This window comes from Variovorax sp. SPNA7 (assembly GCF_033807855.1).
In the GTDB taxonomy this organism is placed as follows: Bacteria; Pseudomonadota; Gammaproteobacteria; order Burkholderiales; family Burkholderiaceae_C; genus Variovorax; species Variovorax beijingensis.
This window is the reverse complement of record NZ_CP138513.1, coordinates 4,825,793-4,842,766: the sequence shown is the minus strand read 5'-3', so window position 1 is coordinate 4,842,766 and position 16,974 is coordinate 4,825,793. Positions and strand designations below refer to the sequence as shown.

At 67.9% G+C, this 16,974-nt stretch carries 18 protein-coding genes; 8 read left to right on the top strand and 10 right to left on the bottom strand.

Features of this window, described 5'->3' with window-relative positions; genetic code table 11:
* Window positions 1–146 precede the first annotated feature (146 nt).
* Complete coding sequence (locus RZE77_RS22650; protein WP_319439370.1) at window positions 147–428, top strand: hypothetical protein; 282 nt, start codon at window positions 147–149, stop codon at window positions 426–428.
* Window positions 425–706, top strand: coding sequence for a hypothetical protein (locus RZE77_RS22645; RefSeq protein WP_319439369.1), 282 nt, complete (start codon window positions 425–427; stop codon window positions 704–706). The genes RZE77_RS22650 and RZE77_RS22645 overlap by 4 nt, the downstream gene beginning before the upstream one ends.
* On the opposite strand, the gene RZE77_RS22640 is transcribed toward RZE77_RS22645, so the two are convergent.
* From RZE77_RS22640 to RZE77_RS22630, 3 genes are all read right to left on the bottom strand, one after another.
* Window positions 667–1,347 (bottom strand): response regulator, encoded by a 681-nt coding sequence (locus RZE77_RS22640; RefSeq protein WP_319439368.1) that lies wholly within the window; start codon window positions 1,345–1,347, stop codon window positions 667–669. The genes RZE77_RS22645 and RZE77_RS22640 overlap by 40 nt on opposite strands.
* A gap of 16 nt (window positions 1,348–1,363) precedes the next feature.
* Complete coding sequence (gene bamA, locus RZE77_RS22635) at window positions 1,364–3,766, bottom strand: outer membrane protein assembly factor BamA (RefSeq protein WP_319439367.1); 2,403 nt, start codon at window positions 3,764–3,766, stop codon at window positions 1,364–1,366.
* 74 nt (window positions 3,767–3,840) lie between these two features.
* Complete coding sequence (locus RZE77_RS22630) at window positions 3,841–4,509, bottom strand: nuclease-related domain-containing protein (protein ID WP_319439366.1); 669 nt, start codon at window positions 4,507–4,509, stop codon at window positions 3,841–3,843.
* A gap of 201 nt (window positions 4,510–4,710) precedes the next feature.
* Here RZE77_RS22630 and RZE77_RS22625 point away from each other — a divergent pair, with 201 nt between their 5' ends.
* The 4 genes from RZE77_RS22625 to RZE77_RS22610 all read left to right on the top strand — a co-directional run bounded on the left by RZE77_RS22625 (window position 4,711) and on the right by RZE77_RS22610 (window position 7,535).
* Window positions 4,711–5,868: a porin gene (locus tag RZE77_RS22625; protein WP_319439365.1), complete on the top strand. Its 1,158-nt coding sequence runs from the start codon at window positions 4,711–4,713 to the stop codon at window positions 5,866–5,868.
* Window positions 5,869–5,942: 74 nt separating this feature from the next.
* The gene (locus RZE77_RS22620) at window positions 5,943–6,230 is read left to right on the top strand and encodes a hypothetical protein (RefSeq protein ID WP_319439364.1); all 288 of its coding nucleotides are present in this window, start codon (window positions 5,943–5,945) and stop codon (window positions 6,228–6,230) included.
* A gap of 13 nt (window positions 6,231–6,243) precedes the next feature.
* A complete protein-coding gene (locus tag RZE77_RS22615) occupies window positions 6,244–6,867 on the top strand; it encodes an ATP-binding protein (protein WP_319439363.1) in 624 nt (207 codons plus the stop codon).
* A 155-nt stretch (window positions 6,868–7,022) separates the two neighbouring features.
* Window positions 7,023–7,535 carry a hypothetical protein gene (locus RZE77_RS22610; protein ID WP_319439362.1) on the top strand — a complete coding sequence of 171 codons (513 nt, stop codon included), beginning with the start codon at window positions 7,023–7,025 and terminating at the stop codon, window positions 7,533–7,535.
* A gap of 11 nt (window positions 7,536–7,546) precedes the next feature.
* Here RZE77_RS22610 and ureG read toward each other — a convergent pair whose 3' ends face one another.
* From ureG to ureE, 3 genes are all read right to left on the bottom strand, one after another.
* The gene (ureG, locus tag RZE77_RS22605) at window positions 7,547–8,197 is read right to left on the bottom strand and encodes an urease accessory protein UreG (protein WP_021008924.1); all 651 of its coding nucleotides are present in this window, start codon (window positions 8,195–8,197) and stop codon (window positions 7,547–7,549) included.
* Window positions 8,198–8,215: 18 nt separating this feature from the next.
* On the bottom strand, window positions 8,216–8,887 hold the full coding sequence (locus tag RZE77_RS22600) for an urease accessory protein UreF (RefSeq protein ID WP_319439361.1): 672 nt from the start codon (window positions 8,885–8,887) through the stop codon (window positions 8,216–8,218).
* Between the two features lie 342 nt (window positions 8,888–9,229).
* Window positions 9,230–9,820 (bottom strand): urease accessory protein UreE, encoded by a 591-nt coding sequence (ureE, locus tag RZE77_RS22595; RefSeq protein ID WP_319439360.1) that lies wholly within the window; start codon window positions 9,818–9,820, stop codon window positions 9,230–9,232.
* A gap of 242 nt (window positions 9,821–10,062) precedes the next feature.
* Between ureE and RZE77_RS22590 the strand changes: the two genes are divergently transcribed.
* Window positions 10,063–10,257: an AbrB/MazE/SpoVT family DNA-binding domain-containing protein gene (locus tag RZE77_RS22590; RefSeq protein WP_319439359.1), complete on the top strand. Its 195-nt coding sequence runs from the start codon at window positions 10,063–10,065 to the stop codon at window positions 10,255–10,257.
* On the opposite strand, the gene ureC is transcribed toward RZE77_RS22590, so the two are convergent.
* Genes ureC through RZE77_RS22570 form a run of 4 tightly spaced genes read right to left on the bottom strand, consistent with a single transcriptional unit; the run spans window position 10,258 to window position 13,223 of the window.
* On the bottom strand, window positions 10,258–11,976 hold the full coding sequence (gene ureC, locus RZE77_RS22585) for an urease subunit alpha (protein WP_319439358.1): 1,719 nt from the start codon (window positions 11,974–11,976) through the stop codon (window positions 10,258–10,260).
* A 3-nt stretch (window positions 11,977–11,979) separates the two neighbouring features.
* On the bottom strand, window positions 11,980–12,285 hold the full coding sequence (locus RZE77_RS22580; RefSeq protein WP_319427507.1) for an urease subunit beta: 306 nt from the start codon (window positions 12,283–12,285) through the stop codon (window positions 11,980–11,982).
* A gap of 8 nt (window positions 12,286–12,293) precedes the next feature.
* Entirely contained in the window at window positions 12,294–12,893 is a 600-nt protein-coding gene (locus RZE77_RS22575) for a HupE/UreJ family protein (RefSeq protein ID WP_319439357.1), read from the bottom strand.
* 27 nt (window positions 12,894–12,920) lie between these two features.
* Window positions 12,921–13,223 (bottom strand): urease subunit gamma, encoded by a 303-nt coding sequence (locus RZE77_RS22570; protein ID WP_015867014.1) that lies wholly within the window; start codon window positions 13,221–13,223, stop codon window positions 12,921–12,923.
* Between the two features lie 105 nt (window positions 13,224–13,328).
* On the opposite strand from RZE77_RS22570, the gene RZE77_RS22565 reads away from it, so the two are divergent.
* Window positions 13,329–16,964, top strand: a complete 3,636-nt coding sequence (locus RZE77_RS22565; RefSeq protein WP_319439356.1) for a hybrid sensor histidine kinase/response regulator — start codon at window positions 13,329–13,331, stop codon at window positions 16,962–16,964.
* Window positions 16,965–16,974: the final 10 nt, after the last annotated feature.

Here is a 16,974-nt window from a genome sequence, read left to right as displayed (position 1 = left end):
GGGGAGGCATGGCCGCATTCTGCGGCATGCGTACGGGGCGGGAATGCGTCATGGGGGAGCGGCCGATCATGGCCGCGAATCGAGGAGGAAATTGGGAGAGCCGTCTCTCCCATATTTCTCCCGAATCGAATTGCACGATGCGTTCCATGAACCCGTTCACGCATCGACGCCCAAGGACGAAGAGGATTTTCCAGGCCCTTGTGGCCCCCGCGCTCGCATGGGTGAGCCCGGCGTACTGCGCGCCGGCGCCTTCGCCATGGTCCTGGACGGAGCTCTGGTCCGACCCGGGCATCGACGCGCTGTTGCTGCTGCTGGCGGCGCTTTTCTGGGCGGTGGCCCATGTCTGGGCGCTGCTGGTCGTGTGGGCGGAGGCACGCGCCACCCGATCGAACGGGACCGGCGCCGCCACCGAGCCTCCGCGCACGTGAGCGCCGTCTGGCACGCCCGCGCCGAAGCTGCGGAAGACGACGGGCCCATGCTGTCGCAGCGCCTCCTGGGTTTGCTGGCTTGCTGCGGCCTGGTGATCGCCGCCGTGGTGGCGGCGAGCGGCGGATGCGTCGCGGCCGGCAAGGCCCGCGCAGGCAGTTCGACCCTTTCCACCCTGGCGCCGATCATGGCCACCGACAGCCGCGCCGCCCGGCCGTCGCGCACCGCCTGCGTGCCGTCTCAGGCCGGCCGTTCCTCGAAGGCGAAGCCGACACCGTAGATCGAGCGGATCCAGTCGTGCGGGGGCGACGCGGCGGCGAGCTTCCTGCGCAGGTTCTTGATGTGCCCGTCGACCGCGCGCTCGTTGACGTCGAGCGCGTCCGGAAACGCGGCCTCGAGCAGCGCCGAGCGCGAAAACACCCGGCCCGGCTCGCGCGAGAGCGCCTGCAGCAGGTTCAGCTCGCGGCCCGTGAGCGCGAGCAGCCGCCCCTCGATCCTCACGCTGTGGGCGCTGCCGCCGAACGCCACGGAAGGCGAGGCCATGGCGATGCGCTGGCGCTGCGCATGGCGTCGCAGCACCGTGTTCACGCGTGCCACCACTTCGCGTGGCGAGAAGGGCTTGCACACGTAGTCGTCGGCGCCCAGGTCGAGGCCGCGCAGGCGGTCGGCCTCGCGCGTGCGGGCCGTCAGCACGATGATCGGATGGTCGCTGTGCGAGCGCACCTGCTCCAGCACCCGGAGGCCGCCGATGCGCGGCAGCGCGGTGTCGAGCAGCGTGAGGGCCGGCGGCGACCTGAGGATGCGGTCGAGCGCGGCCGCGCCATCGGCGATGTGCTCCACATCGTGGCCGGCGCGCTGCAGCCCTTCGCGCAGCGCAGCGGCCATCTCGCGGCCTTTTTCGGCCAGCAGGATGCGGCTCATGGATGGGTGCTCCGCTTCAGAACGACGTGCCGATCTGGAACTGGAAGCGCTGCGTCCGGTCCGCCGCAATGCCGTTGGCTTCGTCGAGCTTCTGGTACACGAGCGGCACCGCATAGGCCAGGCGCAGCGGACCGAGCGGAGAAATCCAGCTGATGCCCACCCCCGCCGAGGCGCGCAGGCGGTTCTGCGCCTTCCACTGCGCATCGGTCATGCTCGCGGTGCGCTCCGCGAACACGTTGCCGGCATCGAAGAAGGTGTAGAGCCGCAGCGACCGGTCGTTGCCCGCGCCCGGGAAAGGCGTGCTGAACTCCATGTTGAAGATCGCCTTGCGCGTGCCGCCGAGCGCACCGCCCGTGACCGCATCGGTCGGCCCGAGCGAGTTCTGCTCGAAGCCGCGGATCGAGCCGAGCCCGCCCGCATAGAAATTCTTGAAGATGGGATACGCGGTGCCGCTCAGCGCCTTGGCATAGCCGAGCTGGCCGTTGATGGCCAGCGTGTACTGCTTGGACAGCGCGAAGTACTGCTGGTACTGGTAGGTGCTCTTCAGGTAGCGCAGCTCGCTGCCCACGCCCACCTCGAGGTTGGCGCTCTGCAGCCGGCCGGTGGTGGGCACCAGCGCGCTGTCGCGGTCGTCGCGGGCCCAGCCGATGGTCGCGGGAATGCCCACCATGTTCTTCGAAGCGCACACCACGCTCGGCGCGGTGCCCGTGCACTGGAAGTAGTCGAGGTAGGCCTGCGGCGTGCCGGTGTACACATAGGAGCCGTCGACCAGCGTGTAGGCGCCATTGGTGCCCGGCGTGAAGCTGTAGCGCTCCACGCCGATGCCCAGGTAAACGGTGTCCAGCTCCCCGAGCGGCAGGCCGAAGCGCACCGAGCCGCCATCGCTCGCGAGCTTGTAGTTGCCGTCTGCCTCGTAGTAGGGGCGGGTGGTGGTGTGGAACAGGTTGAAGGTGCGCGAGATGCCGCCCGGCGTGAAGTACGGGTCGGTAGCCGTGAGGGAGATGGTGCGGTTGTACGAGCTCGTGTTGAGCTGCAGGCCCAGGTAGTTGCCCGTGCCGAACACGTTCTCCTGCGTGATGCCGAAGCTCAGCGACACCTTGTCGGTCGACGAGTAGCCCGCGCCGAGCTGCAGCGAACCGGTGGGCTTCTCGGTCACGTTGATTGCCAGGTCGACCAGGTCGGGCGATCCCGGGACCTCGGTGGTCTCGATGTTCACGTCGGTGAAGAAGCCGAGGCGGTCCACGCGGTCGCGCGAGAGCTTGATCTTGTTGCCGTCGTACCAGGCGCCCTCGTACTGGCGGAACTCGCGGCGGATGACTTCGTCGCGCGTTCTGGCGTTGCCCCCGATGTTCAGGCGCCGGACGTAGGCGCGCCGCGAGGGTTCCGCCCGCAGCACCAGCGTGACGCGGTTGCTGTCGTGGTCGATCTCGGGTTCTGCCTTGACGCGTGCGAAGGCATAGCCGAAGGTGCCGAAATAGTCGGTGAAGGCCCGGGTGGTGGCGTTCACGTCTTCGCCGTTGTAGGGCTGGCCGGGGCGGATCGTCACGAGCGACTTGAACTCGTCTTCGCGTCCCAGGTAGTTGCCCGAGAGCTTGACGCCGGCCACCGCGAACTTCTGGCCTTCGGTGATGTTGACCGTGAGCGTGAGCGTCTCCCGATCCGGCGAAATGGCGACCTGCGTGGAATCGATGCGGAACTCGAGATAGCCGCGCGTGATGTAGAAGGAGCGCAGCGTCTCCAGGTCGCCATTGAACTTGCTGCGCGAATACTGGTTCGACTTGGTGTACCAGCTCAGCCAGCCGCCGCTGTCCTGGTCGAACAGGTCGAGCAGGGTGCTTTCGCCGAAGGCCTGGTTGCCGACCACGCGCACTTCCTTGATGCGCGCGGACTCGCCTTCGGTCACGGTGAAGGTCAGGTTGACGCGGTTGCGCTCCAGCGGCGTCACGGTCGTGATGACCTGCGCGCTGTAGAGGCTGCGGCTGATGTACTGCCGCTTGAGTTCCTGCTCCGCGCGGTCGGCCAGCGCCTTGTCGTAGGGCTGGCCCTCGGCCAGGCCCACGCTGCGCAGCGCCTTCTGGAGCGCGGCCTTGTCGAACTCCTTGGTGCCGACGAAGTCGACGTCGGCAATCGACGGGCGTTCCTCGACGATCACCACCAGCACGCTGCCGTTGATGTCGATGCGCACGTCCTTGAAGAGGCCGAGCTCGAACAGCGAGCGGATGGCTGCGCTGCCGCGGTCGTCGCTGTAGGTGTCGCCCGCCCTGATGCCGAGCGTGGCAAACACCGTTCCGGGCTCCACGCGCTGCAGGCCTTCGAGCCGGATGTCCCTGACGGTGAACGGATCGGCGGCCCAGGCTGGCGCGCAGGCGATCGAGAGAAACATGGCGGCAAGGACGGAGGCGGGCTTGGAAGGACTCATCGCCGCATGGTCCCCGCCAAAGTCGGAGAAATCTGGGACGCCCTGCGCCGCGCGGGGGCGTGCCGCCGGCGCTGCTACTGCAGTCCGATGCCTGCCGCTGCAGCAGCGCCCGCGCCGTTCCAGCGCGTGGAGATCTGCTCGCTTCTTTCACGGCAGTTCTGCATGTGCTCGTCGAGCGAGAGGCCGCCCTGGATGTCGAGCAGCCGCTGTGCGGTGCGGTCGATGGCGCCGGCATCCAGCAGCGGATAGGTGCGCGCGGTGCGGCCGTTGTTGCGCACCAGGCGCGCAATGTAGGGCAGGTCCTGCTGCGTGATCACGGCAGCGGGCATCACGCCTTCGAGTTCGACGCCTTCGCAGGGCAGCAGCACGAAATACTGCAGCCGCAGCTCGTCGCTCAGCAGGCTTCGCAGCTGCGTGGTCTTGCGGCCGCCCTGCCAGGCGGGGTCCTTCACCTCGCGTGCCCGGCTGCAGCCCTGCAGCCGCAGGAACCAGCGCGGCGGCGCGGCCTCCGACTTCTTGCGGTAGACGAAGGCGTTGCGCCAGGCCTTGATCTCGAACAGGTAGATGCCGGTCTCGCACACCAGCACCGCATCGATCATGGCGGTGCGCACCACGCTGCCCTCGGGCATCGGGATGATCAGGTTGCGAAGAATGCGCAGGTGGGAAAAGGCCGGGCTGAATGCGCTGGCGAGCTGCTGCACACCCAGCGAGGCCGCGGTGGTGTTCTGCAATGCAATGGTCATGTCGGGCTCCTTCGGGTGCCGAGCATTGCGTGCCATTTGGGAGATTTCTGGTACGAGGCCTTGCATGGCCGAGGGGCTTGGGCGTGCGCACAAACAACAGTCGACGCAAAGCGGGCCGCGTCGACCAGATTCCTCCAAATTTGAAAAGGACCATCCGTCCAGCTGCTCGATGAAGAGCTGCTGAAAACCGGAGAAACCTGAATGAAGAAATCCCTCACAGCACTCGCCGCGCTGGCCGCTGCCGGCCTGGCCTCTGCCCAATCGTCCGTCACGTTGTTCGGCGTCATCGATGCCGGCGTGACCTACCAGTCGGCCACCTCGCGCGATGCGGCCACGGGCCTGAGTTCCAAGCAAAGCAAGTGGAGCCTCGCCAACTCCGGCTACAACTCCAGCCGCATCGGCTTCCGGGGCACGGAAGACCTGGGTGGCGGGCTGGCCGCCAGCTTCTGGCTCGAAGCGCCGATCACCAACGATGACGGCGCCACCGGCGTCTCCACCTTCAACCGCCGCTCCACCGTGAGCCTCTCGGGCGGCTTCGGCGAGGTGCGCCTGGGCCGCGACTACACCGCCACCTTCTGGAACGACACCGTCTTCGATCCGTTCGGCACCAACGGTTCGGGTTCCAGCGTGATCAACACCGTGAGCGGCAGCACCGGCCTGAACAACGCCAACTACGTGCGCGCGAGCAACATGGTCGGCTACTTCCTGCCGCCCAACCTCGGCGGCTTCTACGGCCAGCTGCAGTACAGCCTGAACGAGAACACCCGGACCAGCGCCACCGACCTCACGGCCGCCACCAGCAGCAGCGCGGGCCGCTACGTCGGCGGCCGCTTCGGCTATGCGAACGGGCCGCTCGACGTCGCGCTGGCAATGGGCGAGAGCGTCGCGGTGGACACCACCTCGCTGACCCGCAAGGTGCAGACGATCAATCTCGGCGCGTCCTACGACTTCGGCCCGGTCAAGCTGTTCGGCGAGCTGTCGAACGTGAAGAACAAGTTCGACCTGGCCGTCGGCAACAGCCACGACAGCTACAACGGCTATTTGATCGGCGCGAGCATGCCGGTGGGCGCGGGCGTGATCCGCGCGTCGTACTCCACCGTGCGCTACGACGAAGGCGCCTCGGGCATCACGGGCGAAGATCCGCGCGCGCAGAAGCTGGCCATCGGCTATGTGCACAACCTGTCGAAGCGCACGGCCCTGTACGCGACCGTGGCCCGCGTGAACAACCGCAACGATGCGGCCTACACCGGCAGCCTGAGTGCCGCGAGCACCACGGGCTACGGCAGCGCGGGCGTCAGCTACACGGGCCTGCCGCGCTCGTCCACCGGCTACGACTTCGGCATCCGGCACGCGTTCTGACGGAAGCGTGTGCGGCGGGGCAGTGCAGTGCGCAGCCCCGCCGCACGTTCCCGCGACTTGTCCATGAGCTTCGAATGATCAGAATCCATCATCACTTGGCGGGCGTGCTCGCCGCGGCCGGCCTGTCCGGCTGCATCATGCTTCCACCGCCACCCTATGGGCCGCCGCCCGGCTGGAGCCGGCACGCGGGCTTTCGCGGCGAAGCACCGCCGATGCCGCCCATGGCCGCATGGGATGTGTGCGACGGCCAGGCCGAAGGCGCGCGTCCGGTGCTTCCGGGGCCTCGCGCCGACAGCCTGTCGGGGACTTGCGAACGCGGTCCCGGCGGTGCGCTGGAGTTCCGGCCGCCGCAGGGGCGTTGAAGGCGCACGAGCCATGTATTCAAGCAACCTGGGCCTGGCCATTGCCATCGTCGTTGCACTCGGCCTGGCCGCGGTGCTGGCCTTCATCGCCTCCCTGCTCGTTTCCAATCTCAAGGCCGGCGCGCAAGCACGCGAGATGGCCGCACAGGCCCGGCGCGAGGCGCAGCAGAAGATGCACGAGAGCAGCATGCAGGACCTCCGGCCGCTTGTTGCGTCGCTGCGGAGTCTCGAAAGTTCCGAAGGCGCATCTGGCTGGCCTATCCGCTTCGACATCCGGGTTCCGCACGAGGTGGTGCCTGTGTTCGGCATCGAGGCCGAGCTGGAGGACCTGCTCTCGAAGGTTGCGCGGTATGCGGCAAAGGTCATGTCCCCTGGGGCCACGCTGCAGGTCTCGGCGCGGGTGGAAAGCGGCCAGGCCGTCGTCCACTGGAGGGATCTCGATGCCTCCGATGCGAGCCCGCCGCTGGCGCGCTTCCTCGAGGCTACGCAGGCCGTCGGCCATGCCAGTGCACGCGTGTGCGAGCGCATTGCCAGCCGCCACGGCGGGCGCATCTATGCGGCGCCACACGCGGGCGGCGCGCTGGGCCTGACGCTGCGCCTGCCGCTGCCTGGGCAGACAACATCGGTGACAGGCTGAGCGCGAGGCTCTTCGCACTGCGTCAGCCGTTCACGCGGGTCATTCGATACCGCCGAGAACGCCGGCCTTCGCCCCGCGCGATACTTGCGGTCGTCTGTCCTGGCCGCCAGTGTTTATTGCTTGTTCCGATGTCGAAGCTGCGATCCGTTGTTCTCTTGCCCTCTATTGGTCCTTTCGTCCGCGCATTCGCCGCGGGCGTTGCAGTCTTCGCTGCCGGGGCGCTGCATGCGCAGGCCTTGCCGCCCGGCGTGCGGCTCGGCATGACGCCCGGCGAACTGCAGGCCGCGATGCCTGCGCTCGAGCGTGTGCAGCGGCCGCAGCGGCTCGCAGGTGGCCTGATCGGCAGCTGGCAGGCGGCGCCGGTCTCGATGGCGGGGCTGGTGTTCGAGCCGATCTTCTTCTTTGCCGATTCGCAGCTGCGGCGCATCGAGTTCCTCGCATCCGCGCAGACCCTGCCCGACGGCGGTGCGGCCGCATTTGCCGAACTGCTTCGATGGGGGCGCGGGGCTTTCGGCGGCGAACTGGCGTCGAACGATCCCGGCACCGCCTACGCGGCGTGGACGAGCGAAGCCGCCGACGTGTACCTGCAGCATGTGCGCGATGCACGCCGCGCGAGTGTGCGGCTGGTCTACAAGGCGCGGCAGGTCCGCGACGGCAGCGAGCTCTGAAGGAGAGCGGCTCAGGCCGCGTCGAGCATGCCGCGCTTCTCGATGAACGCCACCACCTCGGCCACGCCGGTGTGGGTCTTGAGGTTGGTCATCACGTAGGGCCGCTGCCGGCGCATGCGCTGCGTGTCCTGCTCCATCACGTCGAGGTTCGCGCCGACGTAGGGGGCGAGGTCGGTCTTGTTGATGACGAACAGGTCGCTCTTGGTGATGCCGGGCCCGCCCTTGCGCGGAATCTTCTCGCCGGCCGCCACGTCGATCACGTAGATCGTCAGGTCCGACAGCTCGGGGCTGAAGGTGGCCGCGAGGTTGTCGCCGCCCGATTCGACGAACACCACGTCGGCATCGGGAAAGTCCTCGAGCATGCGATCGATGGCCTCGAGGTTGATGGAGGCGTCCTCCCGGATGGCGGTGTGCGGGCAGCCGCCGGTCTCCACGCCCATGATGCGTTCGGCGGGCAGGGCGCCGGCCACGGTGAGCAGGCGCTGGTCTTCCTTGGTGTAGATGTCGTTGGTGATGGCGACGAGGTCGTACTTGTCGCGCATGGCCTTGCAGAGCATCTCGAGCAGCGTGGTCTTGCCCGAGCCGACCGGGCCGCCGATGCCCACGCGCAGCGGCGGCAGTTTCTTGGTGCGGTGGGGAATGTGGTGCAGGGCGGAGGTCATGAGGGGTGTCCGGTTCGGTCAGCTTCGAAAGAGGCGCGAGTATTGTGTTTCATGCCGTGCCGACAGCACGGCCAGCAGGGGCGCAAAGGCCTGGCGCTCGTCGTCGCCAAGGTGCATTGCGTGCTCGACGGCGGCGGGAATCTCGTTTGCCAAGCGCGCCAGGATGCGCTGGCCCGCGCTCTGGCCGAGCGGCACGGCCTTGACCGCCGCGGCCACCATGTTCTCGGCCCAGCCGAAGGCGAAGGCCAGGCAGCCGTCGTGCACGGAGGCGCCGGTGCGGCTCGCGGCAAAGGCAAAGGCGACGGGATAGCTCGCGGGCAGGCCGGCAAAAACGGCGGCGGTGTCGTCGTGGTGCAGCTTGAGCCATTCGACGAAGGAGCGGCCCATCTGCTCGGTCTGCAGGAAGAATTCGGCCGACTCGCGGGTGGTCATCACCCATGTGTTGAGTTCGCGGATGCGCGCTGCATCGCCCGCGCGCCAGGCCGGGATGGCCTGCGCCACGAGCGCGAGGTCGCCGCGCGCGAAGCTCAGGTGCAACTGGTCGGAGAGCCACTCGATGGCCCTGGCTTCCGAATCGATGCCGGCCCATTCGACGGCTGCCTCGACGCCTTCCGAATAGGAAAAGCCGCCGACGGGCAGGGCGGGGGAGGCGAGCCAGATGAGCTGCAGGAGGCTGTGGGGGTCGGGCATGGTCAGCTCTTTGCTCCGCGTTGTGTTGGGGGGCGCTTGTGTTGTTGGCGCTCTTGTTCGGGGCGCGTGCACAGGCCACCGGGTACTCCCCTCCGCGAATGTCCCCCGCCTTCGGCTCCTCCTTTATTTCGCTGCGGGGAGCACCCGATGCCCTGTGCACGATGGGCGCAGCGCTTGTGCCGCTCGATCAACAACCGCTCTGTCCAACGCTCCCGTCGATGGGGTGCCTTGCGCAGCGAAATCAAGGGGGAGGCCGCAGGCCGGGGGACATTCGCTTCGCCGCGTACCCCGTCGGCGGGAGCGCGCCCTGAACAACGCACGACGCACCCAGCCGATCTCATATCAGTGCGAGTGCCCATGATGGCCGTGATCGTGCGAATGATCATGGTCATCGAGCAGTTCCGGCGCGAGCACGAGCGGTTTCGGGCCCTTGCTGCTGCCATGCGAGTGATCATGGTCGGCGCCGTGCGAATGCTCGTGCGACCCGTAGGCACCGCCCTCGGGTTCGAAGGCTTCCTCGACCGCGACGACGATCAGGTGCATCGAGCGCAGCATGTCGGCCAGCACATGGTCGGGCTCGATCTTCAGGTGGTCGGGCTTGAGCTCGATCGGCACATGCCGGTTGCCCAGGTGATAGGCCGCGCGCGTCAGGTCGAACGGCGTGCCGTGGGCCGTGCAATGCGTGATGCGCAGCACCGGCTGCGGCGCCGCGATCACGCGGATCAGCGAGCCGTCCTCGGCCACCAGCACGTCGCCGCCACGCACGGCGGTACCGCGCGGCAGGAACACGCCGATCTGCCGGCCCTGCGAATCGGTGGCATCGAAACGGCTTTTCTGGCGCACGTCCCAGTCGAGTTCGATGGTGGGCGCCCGCCGGATCAGGACCGCAGCGAGGCCGGAGCCTTGGGGAAAAATCTTGGAAGCAGTTAGCACGTTCAATCCATCACAAACCAAATATTGCCGAGTATGAAAGCAATTGCGCCTCAGCGTGTACGCCAGGCTGCGGATGACCAGACTCCACTGTGTCTGCAGGATGCCCCGTCAGCGCCCATGCCACTGGATGAAGATATAGATGGGAACGCCAAAAAATGCCCCGGAAAGCGCGCCAATATTGCCTGCAATCAGCCGTCCTTTGACAGAATGCGTTTCTTCTTTCCCACCTCTCAACGATTCACATGTCAACAGCGCTTCAAATCATTCAGATCGGTGGTGAAGCGGGTGTGATCCTGCCGGACGAGGTGATCGCGCAGTGGGGCTTGCAAGCCGGCGATGACGTTCTTCTCACACCATCGGATGCTGGCGTGGTGCTCGAATTCATCGGCAAGCCTGCTGGGGATGCAGGGGAAGAAATCCCAAACGCACGGCGTTAGCTAGAACAGAAAATACCGCTGCGTCAGCGGCAACTGTACCGCCGGATCGCAGGTCAGCAGATGCCCGTCGGCGCGCACCGCGTAGGTCTGCGCATCGATCTCCATTTTGGGCGTGTAGCCGTTGTGGACCAGGTCCTTCTTGCGCACGTTGCGGATGTTCTTCACCGCGCTGAGGTGCTTTGCCAGGCCGTAGCGCTCCTTGATGCCCGCGGCCAGTCCGGCCTGCGAGACGAAGGTCAGCGAGCTCCTGGCCAGCGAGCCGCCGTAGCTGCCGAACATCGGGCGGTAGTGCACCGGCTGCGGCGTGGGGATCGACGCGTTGGGGTCGCCCATGGCGGCCATGGCGATGGTGCCGCCCTTGATGAGCGTGAAGGGCTTCACGCCGAAGAAGGCGGGTTTCCAGATCACGATGTCGGCCCACTTGCCGACCTCGATCGAGCCCACCTCGTGCGCAATGCCATGCGAGATGGCGGGGTTGATCGTGTACTTGGCCACGTAGCGCCTGGCGCGGAAGTTGTCGTTGCGCTCGTTGTCTTCGGGAAGCTTGCCGCGCTGCAGCTTCATCTTGTGCGCGGTCTGCCAGCAGCGCAGCACCACTTCGCCGACGCGGCCCATGGCCTGGCTGTCGGAGCTGAACATGCTGATGGCGCCCAGGTCGTGCAGCACGTCCTCGGCGGCGATGGTTTCCTTGCGGATGCGCGACTCCGCAAAGGCCAGGTCCTCGGCAATGCTGGCGTCCAGGTGGTGGCACACCATGAGCATGTCGACGTGCTCGTCGAGCGTGTTCACGGTGTAGGGCATGGTGGGGTTGGTGGAGGAGGGCAGGAAGTTCTCCTCGCCCACCACGCGCAGGATGTCCGGCGCATGGCCGCCGCCCGCGCCTTCGGTGTGGAAGGCGCAGATCGCGCGGCCGCCCACGGCCGCGATGGTGTTCTCGACGAAGCCCGATTCGTTGAGCGTGTCGCTGTGGATCGCCACCTGCGTGTCGGTGGCGTCGGCCACGTCCAGGCAGTTGCTGATGGCCGAAGGCGTGGTGCCCCAGTCTTCATGCAGCTTGAGCCCGATCACGCCGGCTTCGATCTGCTCGTGCAGCGCATCGGGCAGGCTCGCATTGCCCTTGCCGAGGAAGCCCAGGTTCATCGGGAATGCATCGGCTGCCTGCAGCATGCGTTCGATGTGCCAGGGGCCGGGGGTGGCGGTGGTTGCGAAGGTGCCGGTGGCGGGGCCGGTGCCGCCGCCCAGCATGGTGGTGATGCCGGAGGCGAGCGCTTCCTCGATCTGCTGCGGGCAGATGAAGTGGATGTGGCTGTCGATGCCGCCGGCCGTGACGATGTTGCCCTCGCAGCTGATGATCTCGGTACCCGGTCCGATGACGATGTCCACGCCCGGCTGCACGTCGGGGTTGCCGGCCTTGCCGATGGCGGCGATGCGCCCGTCCTTCAGGCCGATGTCGGCCTTCACGATGCCCCAGTGGTCGAGGATCAGCGCGTTGGTCAGCACGGTGTCGACGGCGCCTTGCGCCCTTGTGCGCTGCGACTGCGCCATGCCGTCGCGGATCGTCTTGCCGCCGCCGAACTTCACTTCCTCGCCGTAGCCGCCGGCGCGCAGCGTGTAGTCGGCCTCGACCTCGATCAGCAGGTCGGTGTCGGCGAGCCGCACGCGGTCGCCCACGGTGGGGCCGAAGATTTCTGCATAGGCGCGTCGCCCGATGGTGGCCATTTTTTAAAGCTTCCCTTGAACGAGGCCGCGAAAGCCGTAGACGATGCGATCGCCTGAAAAGTCGACGAGCTCGACCGTGCGCTGCTGGCCCGGCTCGAAGCGCACCGCGGCGCCCGAGGCGATGTTCAGCCGCATGCCGCGCGCGGCCGCTCGGTCGAAGCCGAGCGCGCCATTCGTCTCGGCGAAGTGATAGTGCGAACCGACCTGGATCGGCCGGTCGGCAGTGTTCTGCACCACCAGCGTGAGCGTGCGGCGGCCCGGGTTGAGCGCGTGTTCGCCGTCGTCGATGAGGAGTTCGCCAGGGATCATGGCCGGCCTCAGATGGCCTGGGCCAGCAGCGTTGCGCCCAGGCCGAGCACAGCGGCGCCGGCCACGCGTGGCAGCCAGGCATTGGCATGGCGCAGCGACCAGCCGAGCACGATGCCTGCCAGGTGCAGCAGCGCGGTGGCGCCGACCATGCCGGCCAGCGTCAGGGCCGCACCGTCTTCGCTGGCCAGCTCGTAGCCGTGCGCCACGCCATGGAAGACGGCGAACACGCCCACCACCGCCGCGGCCGCTGCGGCCGGCAGGTGGATGCGCGTGGCCACCAGCAGGCCCAGCACCAGCAGCGAGGCCGCGATCATCGGCTCGACCGCCGGCAGCTGCACGCCCGCGAGGCCCATCAGCGCGCCCACGAGCAGCATGCCCGCGAAGGCCAGCGGCGCCCACAGCAGGTCGGGCCAGGCACGGCGCGCGGCCAACGCGCTCCAGAGGCCGACCGCGACCATGGCCGCCAGGTGGTCGGCGCCGGTCAGCGGATGCAGGAAGCCGGTGGTGAAGCCGTGGTGCACGCCGCCGTCGGCGCCGGTGTGGGCGCTGGCCGCGAGCGGCAGCAGCATGGCAATGAGGGCAAGCGTCTTGGAAGCGTTGTGGCGCATGGCAGGCTTTCTTGTTCCGGGGAAGAGTCAGACGATGGGTTGGTGGACGGTGACCAGCTTGGTGCCGTCGGGAAAGGTGGCTTCCACCTGGATGTCCGGGATCATCTCGGCGATGCCGTCCATCACGTCGGCGCGGGTGAGCACGGTGCGGCCCTCGCTCATCAGCGCCGCGACGCTCTTGCCGTCGCGCGCGCCTTCCATCACGGCGGCGGAGATCAGCGCGACGGCTTCGGGGTAGTTGAGCTTCAGTCCCCGCGCCTTGCGGCGTTCGGCCAGCAGTGCTGCGGTGAAGATCAGCAGCTTGTCTTTTTCGCGCGGGGTCAGTTCCATGGGAGGCGGCTTCGGGTGGCGTGGAGGTCGGCCATTATTGGGCAGGCTTCGTCTTTGCAACAGTCGTGCCGGTGTTCGCCAAAAGACGTATGGATGGCACGAAAGATGCACCGAAACGGTGTGAACCCCGACGCCGCCACCCCCAGCCCCGACGACGCGCCCCAGCGCATCGTCAAGGTGCGGCGCGACTACAACAGCTGGGTGGCGAGCGAGACGCTCGAGGACTACGCGCTGCGCTACACGCCGCAGCGCTTTCGCAAGTGGTCCGAATGGCGGGTGGCCAACACGGCCTTCGGGGCGGCGTCGTTCCTGATACTGGAGGCGGTGGGTGCCACGCTGCTGGTGCAGTACGGCTTTGCCAACGCGTTCTGGGCCATCGTGGCGACGGGGCTCATCATCTTCCTGGCGGGCCTGCCGATCAGCGTGTATGCCGCGCGCTACGGCGTCGACATGGACCTGCTCACGCGCGGTGCGGGCTTCGGCTACATCGGCTCCACGCTCACCTCGCTGATCTACGCCTCGTTCACCTTCATCTTCTTTGCGCTCGAGGCGGCGGTGATGGCCTACGCGCTCGAACTCGCGCTGGGCGTGCCGCCGGTCTGGGGCTACCTGGTGTGCGCGCTGGTGGTGATTCCGCTGGTCACGCACGGCGTCTCGGCCATCAGCCGGCTGCAGCTGTGGACGCAGCCGCTGTGGCTGGTGATGCTGGTGGTGCCCTTTGTCTTCGTACTGGTGCGCGATCCTGGTGCGTTTGCGGGCATCGTGCACTACAACGGTGTGAAAGCCGGCGCCAAGGGCTTCGACCTGCACCTGTTTGGCGCGGCGCTGACCGTCGGCATCGCCTTGATCACCCAGATGGGGGAGCAGGCCGACTACCTGCGCTTCATGCCCGCGCGCACCGCCGCGGGCGCCCGGCGCTGGTGGGCCGGCGTGCTGGCCGGCGGGCCGGGGTGGGTGGTGCTGGGCGTGTTCAAGATGCTGGGGGGCGCGCTGCTGGCCTACCTGGCGATCACGCACATGGTGCCGGTCGAGCGCGCGGTCGATCCCAACCAGATGTACTTGGCGGCCTACGAGTACGTGTTTCCGAACTACGGCTGGGCCGTGGCGGCGACGGCGCTGTTCGTGGTGATCTCGCAGCTCAAGATCAACGTGACCAACGCCTATGCGGGCTCGCTGGCCTGGAGCAATTTCTTCTCGCGCGTGGCGCACAGCCATCCAGGGCGCGTGGTGTGGGTGGTGTTCAACGCGCTCATCGCCTTCATGCTGATGGAGATGAACGTGTTCGAGGCGCTGGGCGACGTGCTCGGCCTGTTCGCCAACATCGCCATCGCCTGGATGATGGCGGTGGTGGCCGACCTGGTCATCAACAAGCCGCTGGGCCTGTCGCCGCCGGGCATCGAGTTCAAGCGGGCCCACCTGTGGGACATCAATCCGGTGGGTGTCGGCGCGATGGCGCTGGCCTCGGTGCTGTCGATCACCGCGCACCTGGGCGTTTTCGGGCCGCTCGCGCAGGCCTTCTCGGCGCTCATTGCGCTGGGCACGGCGCTGGTGGTTTCGCCGCTGATCGCCTGGGCGACAGGCGGCAAGTACTACCTGGCGCGGGGCTCGGCCGGCCATGGCGCGGTCGCCTTCGCGCCGGCCTCGGGCCCGCGTGCGGTTCGCTGGGCGCGTGTGGAGAACGACGTGGACGAGCGCGGCGCCGATGGCAGCTACCAGCGCCTCAAGGTGCAGCACTGCGTGATCTGCGAGCGCGAGTACGAAGGGCCCGACATGGCCCACTGCCCGGCCTACCAGGGCGCGATCTGCTCGCTGTGCTGCACGCTCGACGCGCGCTGCGGCGACCTGTGCAAGCCGCATGCGAGCCTCTCGGCGCAATGGTCGTCGGTGCTGCGCTGGCTGCTGCCGCGCTTCAGCTGGCGCTATCTCGACACCGGCCTGGGGCACTTCCTGCTGCTGATGCTGATCATCGTGCCGGTGCTGGCGGTGGTGTTCGGCGTGCTCTATCAGCAGGAGCTGCGCGCACTGGGCGAGAGCGCGCTGCAGCTGGCCTCGCAGTCGCAGTCCGAAGTGGCCCAGGCGCTGGCCGGCGTGCAGCAGTCGGCGTTGCGCTCGGGCTTTCTCAAGGCGTACATGGCGCTGCTGGTGATTGCGGGCGTGGTGGCGTGGTGGCTCGTGCTGGCGCACCAGAGCCGCAAGGTCGCGCAGGAAGAATCGAACCGCCAGACCCATCTGCTGATGCGCGAGATCGAGCTGCACCGCGCCACCGACCGCGCATTGCAATCGGCCAAGCAGACGGCGGAGGAAGCGCGCGAAGTCGCGGAGCAGGCCAAGCTCGCGGCCGACGAGGCGCGCCGCGCCGCCGACCAGGCCAACCAGGCCAAGAGCCGCTACATCAGCGCCATCAGCCACGAGCTGCGTACGCCGCTCAACAGCATCCTGGGCTACGCGCAGCTGATGGGCGAGGACCCGTCCGTGCCGCCGCACCGCCAGCAGGCCGTGGCGGTGATCAAGCGCGGCGGCGAGCACCTGCTATCGCTCATCGAAGGCACGCTGGCCATTGCCCACATCGAGGCCGGCAAGCTCACGTTGCATGCCCGGCCCATGCGCTTTGCCGACACCCTGCGCGAGCTGGCCGACATGTTCGAGCTGCAGGCGGCCGAGAAGGGCCTGCGGTTCCGCTTCGAGACCACGGGCAGCTTGCCCGAGCTGGTGCGCGCCGACGAGAAGCGCGTGTGCCAGATCCTCATCAACCTGCTGGGCAATGCCATCAAGTTCACGGCCGCGGGCGAGGTGAGGCTGCGGCTGTCGTACGCGCGCGAATTCGCCTCGGTCGAGATCGAGGACACCGGCCCCGGCATGACGGCCGAGGACATCGAGCGCATCTTCGAGCCCTTCACGCGCGGCGATGCGGCCGCGGCTGCGACGCCCGGCGCGGGGCTGGGCCTCACCATCGCCAAGATGCTGACCGACCTGATGGGCGGCGAGATGAAGGTGCGCAGCACGCCCGGCGAAGGCTCGCTCTTCTGCGTGCGGCTCTTCCTGCCGCGCGTGCACGACGCGGCCGGCGCCTCGGGCCGGCCGGCGCCGGTGCAGCCTGCGCGGCGCGGCTACGAAGGCCCGCGCCGGCGGCTGCTGGTGGTCGACAACGAGGAGGCCGATCGCGAGCTGCTCGGCCATGTGCTGGCGCCGCTCGGCTTCGAGCTGCGCAGCGCCGCCAGCGGCCATGATGCGCTCGACCTCATTGCGGCCGGCTACCGGCCCGACGCGATGTTCGTCGACCTTGCCATGCCCGGCATCGATGGCTGGGAGACGATCCGCCGTGCGCGCAGGCTCGGCCTGGCCGATGCCAGCGTGGCCATCGTCTCGGCCAATGCCTTCGACAAGGGCCTGGAGAACGACGTTGGCATTGCGCCGGAAGATTTTTTCGTCAAGCCGGTGCGCCACACGGAACTGCTCGACTGGCTCGAGCGACGGCTCGGCCTGCGGTGGACCGACATCGCCGCCAAGCCCGCGCCCGCCGCCGCGGCGCGCGCCATGCAGGCGCCATCGCTTTCGAGGCTGCGCGCACTCGACGAAGCGGTCAGCCTGGGCTACTTTCGCGGCATCATGAACCAGCTCGACGAGATCGACGCCGAAGAGCCCGAATGCATGGCCTGGACCGAGGCGCAGCGCGTGCTCGCGCGCCAGTTCCAGTTCGAGGCCATGAGCCGGGCGCTGGCTGCCGCGGTCGGCGCGGCCTGAAGAACACGTC

Excerpts from the sequence above, each read along its gene's own strand:
- RZE77_RS22650 (WP_319439370.1), top strand. The coding sequence starts at position 147 with ATGAACCCGTTCACGCATCGACGCCCAAGGACGAAGAGGATTTTCCAG.
- RZE77_RS22640 (WP_319439368.1), bottom strand. The coding sequence starts at position 1,347 with ATGAGCCGCATCCTGCTGGCCGAAAAAGGCCGCGAGATGGCCGCTGCG.
- bamA (WP_319439367.1), bottom strand. The coding sequence starts at position 3,766 with ATGAGTCCTTCCAAGCCCGCCTCCGTCCTTGCCGCCATGTTTCTCTCG.
- RZE77_RS22630 (WP_319439366.1), bottom strand. The coding sequence starts at position 4,509 with ATGACCATTGCATTGCAGAACACCACCGCGGCCTCGCTGGGTGTGCAG.
- RZE77_RS22625 (WP_319439365.1), top strand. The coding sequence starts at position 4,711 with ATGAAGAAATCCCTCACAGCACTCGCCGCGCTGGCCGCTGCCGGCCTG.
- RZE77_RS22620 (WP_319439364.1), top strand. The coding sequence starts at position 5,943 with ATGATCAGAATCCATCATCACTTGGCGGGCGTGCTCGCCGCGGCCGGC.
- RZE77_RS22615 (WP_319439363.1), top strand. The coding sequence starts at position 6,244 with ATGTATTCAAGCAACCTGGGCCTGGCCATTGCCATCGTCGTTGCACTC.
- ureG (WP_021008924.1), bottom strand. The coding sequence starts at position 8,197 with ATGACCTCCGCCCTGCACCACATTCCCCACCGCACCAAGAAACTGCCG.
- RZE77_RS22600 (WP_319439361.1), bottom strand. The coding sequence starts at position 8,887 with ATGCCCGACCCCCACAGCCTCCTGCAGCTCATCTGGCTCGCCTCCCCC.
- RZE77_RS22590 (WP_319439359.1), top strand. The coding sequence starts at position 10,063 with ATGTCAACAGCGCTTCAAATCATTCAGATCGGTGGTGAAGCGGGTGTG.
- ureC (WP_319439358.1), bottom strand. The coding sequence starts at position 11,976 with ATGGCCACCATCGGGCGACGCGCCTATGCAGAAATCTTCGGCCCCACC.
- RZE77_RS22580 (WP_319427507.1), bottom strand. The coding sequence starts at position 12,285 with ATGATCCCTGGCGAACTCCTCATCGACGACGGCGAACACGCGCTCAAC.
- RZE77_RS22575 (WP_319439357.1), bottom strand. The coding sequence starts at position 12,893 with ATGCGCCACAACGCTTCCAAGACGCTTGCCCTCATTGCCATGCTGCTG.
- RZE77_RS22570 (WP_015867014.1), bottom strand. The coding sequence starts at position 13,223 with ATGGAACTGACCCCGCGCGAAAAAGACAAGCTGCTGATCTTCACCGCA.
- RZE77_RS22565 (WP_319439356.1), top strand. The coding sequence starts at position 13,329 with ATGCACCGAAACGGTGTGAACCCCGACGCCGCCACCCCCAGCCCCGAC.